Consider the following 15,419-nt stretch of genomic DNA (forward strand, 5'->3'; position numbering starts at 1 on the left):
TTCACTTTATGCTATAACGACGAGCAGTGGTTTTTATTTTGAAATGGGCGTTCGAAATGTCGATTTGGTCCTCTATTCGTGATCTTGGTGGGTATCTGAGGCTGCGATGGGCTAACTACGAATTGGGTGAAATCAATCATAAAAACTTAAACAAATTCACCTCGGACATCTTGGTAAAAGAAAATCGTGAGACAGTGATTTCGCCAATTGGCTTTATACCAGGCGGCTGGTATATGATTGAAATAGAAGTGTGTGCTGAAGTAACAAAAATAGATGGTTCGATATTTATATGTCAGGTTCGGCAGAATTCTCCATCCATTCTGAAATTTCCTGTCCGTGTTGGTCAACGTTGTAAACGCCTCATTTTTATTCCGCGTAGGGCGCGGCTGTTTGTGTCGTTACCGGATCGCGCGCGAAGCAGCGCGGTGATGTACTTCCAACTGTCGCGAGTGACCAGCAGATTTGCTCGCGATAGAATGTTGAAGAAACTTATCGCATTGCATCCCGATTATAAGATATCAATTCGCGGAAACGCAGAGGGGCGTCTGATTTTTCAAGAATCACGGACGATTGCCATGCTGTGGCAGGATTACTGTGATGTCTTTGAAAGCGGCGGAAAAACGTCTTCATATGGCAGATGGTTGGAAAGATTCGGCGCGCCAGCTGCAGCGTGCCGCGAACGCGTGCGAAACCTAATTTCTCAATTCGATATTGCGCCGCTTATTTCGATCGTCATGCCGGTGTACGATCCGAATCTCAAATGGCTTGCGGCGGCGATAGAATCCGTGAAGAGGCAAGGCTATAAAAATTGGGAGCTCTGCATAGCCGATGATGCATCCAAAGATCCCCGTGTCCGCGAGCGGCTACTCGCATATACGAAAGAAGATCCGCGAATCAAGATCGTTTTTCGGAACGAAAACGGCCATATCTCGGCGGCATCGAATAGTGCAATAGAAATCGCATCCGGCGATTGGATTGCATTGCTCGATCAGGACGATCTTTTAGCGGAAGAAGCGCTGTTCTGGGTAGTTGAGGCCATTAACAGGAATCGCGACGTACGACTGATCTATTCGGACGAGGACAAGATTGATGAAAGTGGCCAAAGATTTGAGCCATATTTTAAGTCTGATTGGAATCCGGATTTGTTCCTGTCACAGAACATGTTCTCGCACCTCGGAGTCTATTGGGCTAGCTTGATTCGAGAGATCGGCGGTTTTCGATTGGGTGTAGAAGGCTCGCAAGACTATGATTTGGTGTTGCGATGTATCGAAAAAATTGACGATCGTCAGATTTATCATATTCCACGGGTTCTGTATCATTGGCGGGTTCATTCAAAAAGTACGGCATATTCTGCAGACGTAAAGCCCTATGCGGTTCTCGCGGGGGAGAGGGCATTGAATGACCATTTTGTGCGTACTCGGAAAATGGCAGTTGCGACCGTAGACAAGTGCGGCTATCGCGTACGTTATTCATTGCCCGACGATAGCCCGCTAGTGAGTATCATTATACCGAGCCGAAATGCGCGAAAATTGCTGAATGCCTGTATTGGTTCGATAATCAAAAAGACGGCATATGATAATTACGAAATTATTGTTGTCGATAACGGCTCAGATGAATCCGCGACAGTGAATTTCTTGCGCTCTCTAGAGAGAAATCCAAGGATTCGAATTCACCGCGATGGTAGGCCATTCAATTTTTCGCAGCTGAATAACGAGGCTGTCAAGATCGCACGCGGTTCAATCATATGTTTGTTGAACGACGATGTGGAAGTGATCACATCGGATTGGCTCGGCGAGATGGTCAGTCATGCGCTGCGTCCGGAGGTTGGGGCAGTGGGGGCAAAGCTGCTCTATCCCGATGATACTGTGCAACATGGCGGTATCGTATTGGGAACCGATGGTGTCGCAGGGCACGCGCATCGATTCGAGAAGCGCGAAAGTGGTGGATATTGCGGGCGAGCTGCGCTCATCCAGTGTTTTTCAGCGGTTACCGGAGCTTGTCTTGTTGTGCGCAAATCGGTGTATGAGTCAGTTGGCGGCTTGAATGAGCGTGAACTGGCGGTGAGCGGCAACGATGTCGACTTCTGTCTTCGGGCATATAAGGCAGGTTACCGTAACATCTGGACGCCTTACGCTGAGCTGTATCATTATGAGTCAGCCTCTCGTGGCTCAGACGAAAGTGCCACTAACCGACCACGCGCGCAGAAGGAAGCCACCTATATGAAGGACACGTGGGCAGATATGATTGAGAACGATCCGTTTTACAACCCGAATCTCACACTTGACGACGAAGGCTTCGGTCTGGCCTGGCCACCTCGGGTTAGTCAGTTGAGTGCCTAGTGCTGGTTGCGGTGTCGTAACTCGATTTCACAGTATATGACTATGAAAAATGGAAAAACCGGTCGGGTGAGGATAAGAGCCTTACTGGAAATGCGTCCGGCGTTCGATGGCTTCGCGGGTATCCCGCAGGAAGCGCGCCTGTTGTTTCGGGCCTTGGCGTCTAGTGAAAAGATCGAGGTGGAAGGCCTATTGCAGACATCCTTGCGTTTCTTGGCGCCCGGCGTGGGCAAATCGAGCAATGACGAGGCCTTGGGCAGTACTGCAAGTCATATTAATACGCACTCGCGCGCAGTGGTTTCGATGAGTACGAAGCCCTCGAAAGATTTTTTTTCGGAAATTTATATATATATAAAGAGACGATATGTTGCGTGGCGACTTATGCTGTTGACGTATCTTTTGCGATCAATATTCAGTGTAAAAACGTACCTCTTCGAATCTCGATTCTTTGAAGCGTTCTTGTGGGATGCATTATTTGATAAGACGTTGCCCACAGGCGATTTTTCGCTCGTGACTTCGAAGAATTTTCGAATCTGCCAGATTCCGTGGAATATTTTTCAATTGGCTGGGCTGAAGTCACTGAAAATTTCGTCTCGGGTATTATACCCGTGTCTCAACACGTTGGGATTCGACTGCTTCATTGCTCAAACTCCTTATCCCGGTAGGGTTAGCCGGGACACGGCACTGATTGTGCGTTACCACGATGCACTGCCTATTTTCATGCCGCATGCTTTCGCTAACAAATCTCGGCATCAGTCGATGCACTTTCATGCACTTCGTAGCAATGTAGCTTCAGGGGCTTATTTCGCGTGCGTGTCGGAGTCTACTCGCCAAGATCTGATCCAGCTTTTTCCGGAAGCTGAGGCACGCAGCGTTGTGATTCATAACGTGGTGTCGCAGCACTATTTTTTGGAAGCCTCATCTAGTCAACAGGTGTCAAGAATTGTCGCACTGCGCCGCAATCACGCGTTGATGGGCGACGCGTCGGTTCCTGAGGCGGGTCAGGATTCATTCAAATACGTGTTGATGGTTTCGACTATTGAGCCGCGCAAGAATCACATGCGTTTGATGGCAGCGCTGGATCGGATTCGCGAGCGGTGCGATTCGAATTTGAAGCTTATTGTGGTCGGTAACGTTGGCTGGGAGGCAGAGCACATCGTTAAGGAGATCAAGGTTCGCGCGCAGGCAGGCATTATGTATGCGTTGAACGACGTCGCCGCCAGCGACCTTCGTGTTTTGTACCGCCATGCGGAGGCCACCGTCTGTCCGAGTCTGGCTGAGGGATTTGATTTCTCCGGCATTGAGTGCATGCGGAGCGGAGGGGTGGTCATCGCGTCCGATATAGCGGTGCACCGCGAGGTCTTCGGCGAAGCTGCGATGTATTTTAATGCATATTCATCTGGAGAATTGGCGGATGCCATGGGTAGACTGCTCTATGACGAAGGCGCAATTGAAGAGCGGAATCGATTGCGCACTCATGGGACAATGGTGTCCGAGCGATATCTTCCGGAAGTCATCCTGCCGCAGTGGGAGCGTTTCCTGTCTCGCGTTGCAACTGACAGATGATATGTAGCCTGGCTGCTCTCTTTGGCGGTAGAGTAAGAGTGTTGCGCGTTTGGCGAGCCAGATTTAAATGCGACGGCGTGCTGTTCGGCTGAAGTATTTTGACGATTTTCGTTCTTAGATTGTCATTGCACCAAGAGCACAACCAGCTTGTCTTGTACGTTCCTAGTCTGTACCGGGGATCGCTGGCGGGAGGGAGGCACTGCCGGCGCGGCATTCTAGCCGACGTACATGAACTTTGCTAGCGCGTTGAGCGTGGCTTCGAGGGTTGTCGGAAATTGCGCAATTACTATATTGGTTTTGCGTTCCTTAGGGTATTATTCGCTACTTGACCCAACCAAGCAATTTCACAATACTCCACGGGGCTTACTGTATCGAACACCTCGCGAGGAGGGTGGATATCGGCGAGGCCCGGTATGCCTTTCATAGAAGCAGATGTTCCGCTCATTTCTTGTTTTGCAAGGCGCGGCCTCCCCGTTTTTTAGTGGGCTTGCTGTCGCGCTAAAAGAACGTGGTCACGGGGTCCGTAAAGTCAACTTTTGCGGCGGTGATCTACTCTATTCCGGTGCGGTCCCAACATGGAATTACTGCGGAAAAGCCGATGATTTGCATGCCTGGTACAAAGGGGTAGTGCAAGTCGGGAACTTCACAGATGTGATCATGTTTGGCGATTGCAGGGAAATTCATCGCCCGATGCACGCCATCGCAGTTGGTGCGGGTTTGCGTGTGAATGTCTTTGAAGAGGGTTACGTTCGACCTCATTGGTTGACAATGGAGCGACATGGTGTCAATGGCCGTTCGTTGTTGCCCCGTGATCCAGCTTGGTATCTCGATCGGCGGCATGTCACGCCTCCAAGCCCGGTCGGTTGTGCCACCGGCTATAATCTGTTCGAACGCGCCTGCCATGACATTCGCTACCGCGCGGCGAACTCACTTTTCGCAATGCGTTTCCCGCACTACAGGAACCATCGCCCAAGAAATGGCTTCTTGGAGTACGCGGGTCTTGCTGCGCGCGCTCTTAGGCAGCGCGTCCATCTTCGTGATGCTGAGTCGGTTACACGGGAACTCCTCGAATCCGATCTTCCGTACTACCTCTTTCCGCTGCAACTTAACTCCGACTCGCAGATTGTCGTTCATTCGCCGTTTGACGGTGTCCGAGATGCGATTGCTAAGGTAATTCAATCGTTCGCACGCTGCGCACCAGCGAACACTTGGCTGGTTATCAAGAACCACCCACTCGACACTGGGCTCATCGATTATCGCCAATACGCGGAGCGACTCGCGTGTGAATTTGACGTGGCTGACCGCTTGCGTTTCATCAACGCCGGCCACTTACCAACGCTGCTCGAACACGCATGTGGTGTCGTGGTGGTCAACAGCACTGTCGGGCTCTCGGCCCTGCATCATCGCTGTCCGTTGATCGCGCTCGGCACGGCGATCTACAACATGCCGGGGTTGGCATGGCAAGGTGGGCTCGACGACTTCTGGCAAGGCGCGCCTCCGCCCGATATGAACTTGTACCAGGCGTTTCTTGACTATGTCGTCCATCACACGCAGATCAATGGCGACTTTTACACACGCACGGGCATCGAAATGGCGACTGCCGGTGCGGTTGTTCGTCTTGAGGCGGCGAATGGCTAGCGCCGCGCCGCGCCACATCGTCATTACCGGCGCCAGCGGAGGCATCGGGCGCGCGCTCGCGATCGCTTATGCGGCGCCCGGCGTGGTGTTGGGGCTCGTTGGGCGAGACATTCAGCGCCTCGGCGCTTGTGCTGAAACGTGTCGTGCACGTGGCGCGCAGGTGGTTACTGCACAGGTCGATGTACGAGATGCGAAGGCGATGCACGCATGGCTCTGGCAGTTCGACGACTCTTATTCGATAGATTTGTTGATTGCCAACGCCGGTGTGGCTAGTACGCTCAATTCCGCTGATGACTGGGAGGAGCTTGATCGTATGACGGCAGTTGTTGATACCAACTTCTACGGAGCAATGCATGCTGTTCTGCCGGTGGTTGCGCGCATGCGGAAGCGTCGGAGCGGACACATTGCGTTGGTTAGTTCCATTGCCGCAATCCGTGGTATGGCGATTTCACCCGCTTACTGTGCGAGCAAGGCGGCACTCAAGGCGTACGGCGATTCGGTGCGACCATTGTTGGCGCGTGATGGTATCAATCTCGCGATCGTGATGCCCGGGTTTGTCAAGACCGCGATGAGCGATGTATTTCCAGGTGACAAGCCGTTCATGTGGTCGGCAGACAAGGCCGCCGACCATATCCGCCGCAAGCTCGCGGCGCGGCGGCCAGAGATCGCGTTTCCGGGGCTGCTCGCGCTCGGTATGCGGCTGTTGACGCTGCTGCCTGCGCGGCTCGGCGACGCGATACTTGGTGGATTGTCCTATCTGCCCCGCCGGGAGCGCTAGCTTGAGTGTTGGCGTATTGCTCGCGATCGCGCTTGGTGCGTCATTCGTGCTGGATGTTTCGGCACTGCCGCGCGCACGACAGTATTCAGGTGCTGCGCACGTGCTACATGCCACTACTCTCGTGTTTTTGATCGGTGCGATGCTGCTCGTGACCCGGCGACTTGTGTTTTCCACATGTATCGCGGTCGCGTTGGTCGGCCTGTTGGCGACGGTGAGCAATGCAAAGTACGAGTCACTACGCGAGCCGTTCGTTTTTACCGATCTAAGTCTGTTTAGTCAGCTGTTCGCGCATCCTCGGTTGTATTTGCCGTTTCTGAGTGTCGGCAAGATGATCGGAATTGCGATCGGATGCGGAGCGCTGGTGGGCGGCTTTTTCGCGGAGAGGCCATTGCACGGTGGGCTCTGGCAGGTGGCGGCGCTCGTCTCCGCGTGCACCATTGCGGCCTGCTGGCTTGCCGCACGCTTGCCGCTTACGCTCGATGCCTGCGTGGATCAACAACGGCACGGTTTTTTCGCGGTGTTTGTGGCGTATCTACTGAACGGCTTGCGGCCTGCTACGCTGCGCGCATTCGAACGGGTTGCGCGGACCAGTCCGTACGTATCGGGCGAATCGACCGCGGGTCCCGACGTGATCGTAATCCAGAGCGAGTCGTATTTCGACGCGCGGCGCCTTGGCGCGGCAATCAATCCGGCGAACTATCGCCACTTGGACGTCGCGCGTCGGGGCTCCTTCTGCTACGGTGAACTGAGCGTGCCGGCCTGGGGGGCGAACACGATGCGGACGGAGTTTGCGATGCTGAGCGGACTGGTGCCTGCGCGTCTTGGCTATGCTCGTTTCTATCCATACGCCTTCGTGCGGAGCGCCTGTGCATCGATTGCAGCTTGGTTTCGGAGGTGTGGTTACAAAACTGTCGCAATTCACCCTTACTACGCAGACTTCTTTGGAAGGAACCGGGTCTTTCCGCTGCTTGGATTCGACAAATTTCTGGATATCGAACATTTTTCCGATACCCATCGGACTGGTCCGTATATTGCCGATTCAACCGTCTTGGATGTAGTCGTCGATGCGTTGGACGAGCCGAGGAGTGCACCGTTGTTCGTATTCGCGATGACGATGGAAAACCACGGCCCGCTGCACCTCGAGCAGGTTTTGCCCGGTGAATCGTCTTCAAGGCATACTCTTGGCGAAGACGCTTCCTGGCGCGATCTGACTGCATATTTGCGACATATTGAAAATGCGGACGCAATGATCGGGCGCTTGCTCGATCATTTGCGCACCAGCGATCGTGAAACAGTCGTTTGCTTTTACGGCGACCACGTTCCCGCTTTGCCCCATGTTTTCGAGAAACTAGGCGTTTCTCCGCAACACAGCGACTACTTCATTTGGCGAAATTACGGCGCAGATACCCCTGAATGCCGGGACTTGGCAGCCGAGGAACTGGGGGCGGCACTGCTGCGTGTGGTACAAGACGACGGAAATCGTACGGAACAGCCGTGCGCATCCGAGAAAGCGACATAAAAGATGAACAGTAAGATTGCAATAATTGGGGTGGCTTGTCGGTTTCCCGGGAGCGCGAACAATCTCGGCGACTTCTGGCAACTGCTGCGCGACGAACGCGATGCAGTGACCGAAATCCCCGCCGACCGCTTCGGCACCGATTTCTACCAGCACCCGTCCAAGCGCGAGCCGGGCAAGAGCTACACGTTCTCGGCCGGCGTCGTCGACAACGTCGCCGGCTTCGACGCCGCGTTCTTCGGCATTTCCCCGCGCGAAGCGGCCCAGATGGACCCCCAGCAGCGCCTGCTGCTCGAACTCGCATGGGAAGCATTCGAGGACGCGGGCGTACGCCCGGCCGACATGCGCGGCAGCAATTGCGGCGTCTTCGTCGGCGCCGCCAGCATGGATTACGGCAACCGCAACATGGACGATCTGAACGTGATCGATCCGTATTCGGCGACCGGCAACACCCTGAGCATCGCGTCGAACCGCGTGTCCTACCTGTTCGACCTGCGCGGCCCGAGCATGTCCGTCGACACGGCCTGTTCGTCGTCGCTCGTCGCGCTCCACCAGGCCGTCAAGGCGCTGCAGTCCGGCGAAGCCGACGTGGCGCTCGCAGGCGGCGTTAACCTGCTGCTGCACCCGTTCGGTTTCGTCAGCTTCTCCAAGGCGTCGATGCTGTCGCCGCGCGGCCGTTGCCGCGCGTTCGATGCGACCGGCGACGGCTATGTCCGCTCGGAAGGCGGCGCATTCGTGCTGCTCAAGCCGCTTGATCGCGCGCTCGCCGACGGCGATACGATCCATGCGGTGATCGCCGGCTCCGGCGTGAACTCGGTCGGCCATTCGCCGGGCGGCATCAGCGTGCCGGGTGCGGCCGCCCAGGCGTCGCTGCTGCGCAGCGTGTACGCGCGCGCAGGCATCGATCCGCAATCGCTGGCGTATCTCGAAGCGCACGGCACCGGCACGGCGGTCGGCGACCCGATCGAAGCGCGTGCGCTGATCGACGTCGTGTCGGGCGGGCGCCCGGCGGATCGTCCGCTGCTCATCGGTTCGGTAAAGACCAACATCGGCCATCTCGAAACGGCATCCGGCATGGCCGGGCTGCTGAAGGCCGTGCTGTGCCTGAAGCATCGTGCGGTACCGCGCTCGCTGCACTTCGTGACGCCCAATCCTGGCATCGATTTCGACGGCGGGCGTCTGCGCGTCGTCGATCGCTACATGCCGCTCGACGCGGGCGACGCGCCGCTGACGGTCGGCGTCAACTCGTTCGGCTTCGGCGGAACGAACGCACACGTCGTGCTGACCGAGGCGCCGGCTGCAAACGAGGCGTCGACGGCCGCGCCCGAGCCGACTGAAGCGCTGCCGTCTCCGCTCGTCCTGACCGCGCGCAGCGCGAATGCGCTCGGCGCGCTCGCAGGCCGTTATCTGGCGATGCTCGACAGCGGCGGCGACTGGCAGGCGCTGGCCGCCACGGCCGCACGTCGTCGCCAGTGGCTGGAACATCGCGCAATCGTTGCACCGGCCGGCGTGGCGGAAGGCCGTGCGGCGCTGGCGGCACTGGCCCAGCCGGCAGCGGAAGGGTTGCCGGCCTGCGTGGCAACCGGTCAGGCGCCCGCCGACGCGGTGCGCACCGCGCTCATCTTCTCCGGCAACGGCTGCCAGTGGGTCGGGATGGGCAACGAACTCTATGCGGAGAACGCGGTGTTCCGCGCGGCGCTCGACGAAGTCGACGCGCTGTGGTGCGCCGACGGCAGCCCGTCGCTCGTCGACGTGATGCGCGGCGGCCCGAGCGCGGAATGGCTGGCCGGCGCAGGCGCCGAATGGCTCGCCGCGACGGAGAACGCGCAGCCGCTGCTGTTCGCGATCCAGGTCGGCATGATTCGCGTGATCGACGCGCGCGGGATGCGTTACGACGCAGCGATCGGCCATAGCGTCGGCGAGATTGCCGCGGCGTGGGTGACGGGTGCGCTGTCGCTCGCCGACGCGGTTCGCGTGATCAAGATTCGCAGCCGCGCGCAGGCGATGACGCGCGGCAGCGGCCGGATGGCGGCCGTCGGCATCGGTGATGCGGCGGCACGCGAACTGATCGCACGCCACGGGCTGGCGCGGCGCGTCGAGATCGCGGGCATCAACAGTCCCGACGCGGTGACGCTCGCGGGCGAGCTGCAGGGCTTGCAGGCACTGGAGGCCGCGCTGCGCGGCAGCGGCAAGTTCTTCCAGATGCTGGATCTCGACTACGCGTTTCACAGCAGCCATATGGATCGCATCGAGCCGGTCGTGCTGGCCGAACTGGCCAGCCTGCGGCCGCAGCCGGGCAACGGCACGTTCGTGTCGACCGTGACCGGCGGCGCGCTGGCCGGCACCGAACTCGACGCCCGCTACTGGTGGCGCAACATTCGTGAGCCGGTGCGCTTCGGCGACGGCATCGCGCATCTGATCGAGCAGGGCGTCCGGTTGTTCGTCGAGGTCTCGCCGCATGCGATCCTGCGCACGTACGTGAAGCAGGCATTCGCGGCGGCCGGCGCGACCGGCGTGGCGCTGCCGACGCTCAAGCGCGATCACGGCAGCGCGGCAATGCTGCAGCATGCGATGCTCGCGGCGATCGCGCACGGTGCGAGCGTCGATCCCGACCGCTTCGCGCCGGGTGAATCGCGAGCTGCATTGCCGTCCTATCCGTGGCAGCGCGACCGCTTCTGGTTGACGCCGACCGTCGAAGGCTACGGCCTCGTCAATCGTCGTCGTGAGCATCCGCTGCTCGGCTATCGCCTGCACGAGCACGCATTCGCGTGGGAAAACCAGCTCGATCCGGCGAAGCTGCCGATGCTGGCCGATCACGTTGTCGACGGCGGCGTGGCGTTCCCGGGGGCCGGGTACGTGGAAATGGCGCTCGCCGCGGCACGCACCTTCTTCGATACGCAGGACGCGGCGCTCGAAAACGTCGAGATCCGCACGCCGGTGGTATTCCAGCCGCAGCAGGCGAAGCTGTTCCGGCTCGTGATCGAGCCGCGCACCGCGACCTTCACGATCGAGACGCGCGACCGGATGTCCGACGGCACATGGACATTGAACGTGACAGGGCGGATGCTGGAAAGCGGCAACGCGCTCGGTGATGCGAGCGTCGTGCCGTCCGACGCGCTCGATCGTCTGCTCGCGCTGCCCGCGGCCGACGGCGACACGCTGTACGCAAACACGGCAGCTATCGGCCTCAGCTACGGGCCGGCATTCCGCTGGGTCCGCACCGTGCGGGTCGCCGCGGATGACGGCGCGGCGCTGGCCGACATTGCCGCGCCGGCCGCATGCGGCGACGCACGGGCCTTGTCCGCCTATTTGCTGCATCCGGCGCTGATGGACAGCGGGTTTCATCCGCTGTTCGCATTGCTTGCGGCGCACGCGCGCGAAGGCGAGCATCCGGCTTACGTGCCGGTGCAGATCGGCCGGGTCGACTATCTGCGCGGCGACACGGTCGAACGGGTGCTCGTGCGGATCGACCGGCACAGCCCGCATTCGATCGTCGCGCATTTCGAATTCCTCGATGCGCGGGGCGCGATCGTCGCGCGGCTCGGCGCTTGCCGGTTCCGGCGCGTCGATCTCGTCGGCCGCCGGCAGAACCTGCCCGCGCGCTTCGTCTATCGCCTTGAAGAAGTGCCGCTGCCGGGCGAGGTCGACGCGGCCGGTCTGCCGACGCCCGATGCGCTGCTCGCGCAGGCTGTCACGCGGCTCGAAACGACCGGGCACGACGGCCGCCGGACGCAGCATCTGACCGAAATCCTGCCGCTGCTCGATGTGCTGGCGAGCCTCTACGCGCTTCGCGCGTTCGATGCGCTCGGCGCATTCGCCGGCACGTGGCAGCCGGCGGCCGGGCGTGCGGCGCTGGCCGCACGTCTTGCCGACATGCTGGTCGAGGATGGTCTCGCTCATCGTGATGGCGCGCTGCTGGTGCGCGACGACGCGGCGTGCGCGGCGGTGCCGCCGCTCGCCGAGCTGTGGCGCGGGCTGCTGGCCGAATCGCCGGGGCACGTGGCCGAGCTGACGCTGCTCGCGCATTGCGGCGCGGCGTTGCCGGACGTGCTGAACGGTGCGAAGGACGGCGCTCGCCTGCTGTCGCCGACCGGGCACAGCCTGGTCGAACAACTCCTTGCCGCATCGCCGACGTGGCAGCACGTGCACGCGTTGCTGACCGCAAGCGTCGAGCAGGCAGTCGACGCATGGCAACCGGCACGCCGGTTGCGCGTGCTCGAGCTGGGTGCGACGGACGGCGACGTGCTGCAGACGCTCGGCATGCATCTCGCGGCCGCGCGTTGCGATCACACGATCGCCGCGACGGCCGGCCAACTGGCCGGGTTCGACGCGGATGCGGAAGCGGCGGTGCGCACGGTTGCGCTGCAGTCGGGCGAGCGGTTGTCGCTGGCGGCCGACGAAGCCGGTCCTTACGACCTGATCGTCGCGAACCGCGCGTTGAGCGGCCGTCACGATGTGGCCGACGCGCTGAATGCGATGCGGTCATGGCTGGCGCCGGGCGGATTGCTGCTGCTGGCCGAGTCGCGTCGCGGCCGTTTTTCCGACATCGTATTCGGTGCGCAGGCTTCGTCGACGGAAGCCGACGCGCCCGTGGCGCTGGCGCCGGCGGATCTCGATGCAGCGCTCGAACGCGCAGGCTACGTCGATGTCGTGCGGCACGTCGAGCAGTCGCTCGATCTGGATGGCACGCCGACGTTCGTCATCGCGCGCAACCCCGCGAGCGCCGTCGTTGCACAACGCGGCGACGATCCGAGCGATCTCGATACGCTTGCGCGCAGCGAACAATGGCTCGTGATGCACGCACCGGACGCCGCCGGCAGTTTCGGCGGGCGGCTGGCCGATGCGCTGGCGCGCGCGGGCTATCCGGCCGATATCGTCGACGTCACACATGCGGCCGATGCGATTGCATCGTTGCCGGCCGGGCAGCCGGCGCATGTCGTGTTCTGCGCGCCGGAAACGCCGCTCGCCGAATCGGCGACGGGGGATGGCCTGATGGCCGCGCAGCATAACGGCGTGATCGCCCTGGCGGCACTCGTCCGTGCGCTCGGTGCGCAGGCGAACGCGGCCACGCGGCTGACCGTCGTCACGCGTGGCGGCGCGCCATTCGCCGGGACCGCGAATGCGCATCCGGAACAGGCGACGCTGTGGGGCCTCGGTCGCGTGCTGGCGAACGAGCATCCCGAACTCGCATGCCGCCTGATCGACGTCGATCGAGCGGTGGACCGGATCCCCGACGCGCTGATTCGCGAACTGACCGGCGCAGCGGTCGAGGAAGAAGTCGTCCTGGGTGCGCACGGCCGGCAGGTGCCGCGCATGCTGACCGCCGCGCAGGCTGCGGCCCGCAACGATGGCGCGATTGCGCGTGCGGCCGTGCTCGCGTTCGATGCGCCGGGCTCGTTGCGCAATCTCGAATGGTTTGCGTTGCCGGAAAGCCCGCTGGGTGACGACGAGGTGGAGATCGAGCCCGTTGCAACCGGCCTCAATTTCCGCGACGTGATGTATGCGATGGGGCTCTTGTCCGATGAAGCGGTCGAGACCGGCTTCGCGGGCGCGACGATCGGCATGGAGCTGTCCGGCCGGGTCGTCCGGGTGGGCAACGCCGTGACGGAATTCGCGCCGGGCGATGCGATGCTCGGCTTCGCGCCGGCTTCGTTCGCGACGCGCGTCAGGACACGCGCGCAAGCGATCGCGCTGAAACCCGAGCGGCTGTCGTTCGAGGAAGCGGCGACCGTGCCGACCACGTTCTTCACCGCGTATTACGCACTCGTCGAACTCGCGCGTTTGCGTCGCGGCGAGCGCGTGCTCGTGCACGGCGGCGCGGGCGGTGTCGGGATCGCCGCGATCCAGCTCGCGCGCCACTTCGGCGCGGAAGTGTTCGCGACGGCCGGCAGCGACGAGAAGCGCGAGTTCGTGCGCCTGCTCGGCGCGGACCACGTGCTCGATTCGCGCAGCCTCGCGTTCGCGGACGAGATTCGCGCGCTGACGAGCGGCCAGGGCATCGACATCGTGCTGAATTCGCTCGCCGGCGAAGCGATGGTACGCAGCATCGATACGCTGCGGCCGTTCGGTCGTTTCCTCGAGCTCGGCAAGCGCGACTTCTACGAAAACAGCCATATCGGACTGCGACCGTTCCGCAACAACATCAGCTATTTCGGTATCGATGCCGACCAGTTGATGGGGGCGCTGCCGGAGCTGACCGCGCGTCTGTTTGGCGAAGTGATGGCGCTGTTCGAGGCCGGCGTGCTGCATCCGCTGCCGTATCGCGCGTTTCCGGCCGAACGGGCGGAAGATGCGTTCCGCTACATGCAGCAGGCGCGCCAGATCGGCAAGGTGCTCGTGACCTATCCGTCCGGCACACCGGCCCCGACGCGCGGCGTGACGCGCGCGGGTTCGCTCGCGCTCGATCCGCATGGCACGTACCTGGTGGTCGGCGGCACGGGCGGCCTTGGTTTCGCGAGCGCGCGCTGGATGGTCGAGCGCGGCGCACGCCGGCTGACGCTGGCGAGCCGTTCCGGCGCACTCGCTGCTGCCGCACGCGAGGAAGTCGAGCGCTGGAACAAGACGCTCGGCGTCACGGTCGATGTCGTGTCGTGCGATGTGACCGACGCAGCGGCAGTCGATGCGATGATCGGCGCGATCGTCCGGCGCGGCAGCCCGCTCAAGGGCGTGCTGCATTCCGCGATGTCGATCGACGACGGCCTCGTGCGCAATCTCGACGATGCGCGCATGGCCGCGGTGCTCGCACCGAAGGTGGCCGGCGCGTGGAACCTGCATCGCGCGACGCGCGCGTTGCCGCTCGACCTGTTCGTGGTCTATTCGTCGGCGACGACCTATCTCGGCAATCCGGGGCAGTCGAACTACGTCGCGGCCAACAGTTTCCTCGAGGCGCTCGTCGAACATCGTCGCGCGGCGGAATTGCCGGGCACCTTCATGGCCTGGGGGCCGCTCGAGGACGTCGGCTTCCTCGCGCGCCACGCGGATACGCGTGAGGCTTTGCAGTCGCGGATCGGCGGTGCGTCGATCACGTCCGACGAGGCGATGGTCGCGCTCGAGCGCGCACTGGTCGCGGGCGCGGCCGGCGAAGCCGTGGTCCGGCTCGACTGGCACGCCGTGGCGCGCGGGATGCCGGCCGCGAAGGCGCGCCGGTATTCGCTGCTGCAATCGCATGCGAAGGGCGGCGATGCGCGTGACGGCGGCACGCAGCTACGCGAAGAAGTGCTGGCTTTGCCGCGCGACGAAGCGATCGCGCTGGTTGCCCGGACGCTGCAGGGGCAGATCGCGCGAATCCTGCACATGACGCCGGATCGCATCGCACTCGACAAGTCGGTGCTCGACATGGGCATGGATTCGCTGATGGGGATGGAACTCGGCCTCGCGGTCGAGGAAGCGTTCGAGGTCAAGCTGTCGGTGATGGCGATTGCCGAGGGCGCGTCGGTGACGACGCTGGCCGGACGCATCGTCGATTCGATCGGCGCGTCGACCGATGCGGACGCCGGTTCCGCGACGGATGCCGCGCAGGAGGCCGTCGCGGCGCTCGCCGCGAAGCACGCGATCGACGGCGAAGCACGCGCGATGCTCGATACGC

6 protein-coding genes are annotated in these 15,419 nt (G+C 61.3%); all 6 read left to right on the forward strand.

Going from position 1 to position 15,419, the window contains the following annotated elements:
• The first annotated feature begins 26 nt into the window (after positions 1 to 26).
• A complete protein-coding gene (locus G3N93_RS05875; protein WP_307873396.1) occupies positions 27 to 2,339 on the forward strand; it encodes a glycosyltransferase family 2 protein in 2,313 nt (770 codons plus the stop codon).
• 36 nt (positions 2,340 to 2,375) lie between these two features.
• Complete coding sequence (locus G3N93_RS05880) at positions 2,376 to 3,902, forward strand: glycosyltransferase family 1 protein (RefSeq protein ID WP_206132502.1); 1,527 nt, start codon at positions 2,376 to 2,378, stop codon at positions 3,900 to 3,902.
• Between the two features lie 432 nt (positions 3,903 to 4,334).
• Positions 4,335 to 5,540 carry a capsule biosynthesis protein gene (locus G3N93_RS05885; protein ID WP_206132503.1) on the forward strand — a complete coding sequence of 402 codons (1,206 nt, stop codon included), beginning with the start codon at positions 4,335 to 4,337 and terminating at the stop codon, positions 5,538 to 5,540.
• Positions 5,533 to 6,318 carry an SDR family oxidoreductase gene (locus tag G3N93_RS05890; RefSeq protein ID WP_206132504.1) on the forward strand — a complete coding sequence of 262 codons (786 nt, stop codon included), beginning with the start codon at positions 5,533 to 5,535 and terminating at the stop codon, positions 6,316 to 6,318. The genes G3N93_RS05885 and G3N93_RS05890 overlap by 8 nt, the downstream gene beginning before the upstream one ends.
• A gap of 1 nt (position 6,319) precedes the next feature.
• On the forward strand, positions 6,320 to 7,837 hold the full coding sequence (locus G3N93_RS05895; protein ID WP_206132505.1) for an LTA synthase family protein: 1,518 nt from the start codon (positions 6,320 to 6,322) through the stop codon (positions 7,835 to 7,837).
• A 3-nt stretch (positions 7,838 to 7,840) separates the two neighbouring features.
• A partial coding sequence (locus tag G3N93_RS05900) for a type I polyketide synthase (RefSeq protein ID WP_206132506.1) occupies positions 7,841 to 15,419 on the forward strand: 7,579 nt, incomplete at its 3' end.

It is taken from the genome of Burkholderia sp. Se-20378 (assembly GCF_017104665.1).
Lineage (GTDB): Bacteria > Pseudomonadota > Gammaproteobacteria > Burkholderiales > Burkholderiaceae > Burkholderia > Burkholderia lata.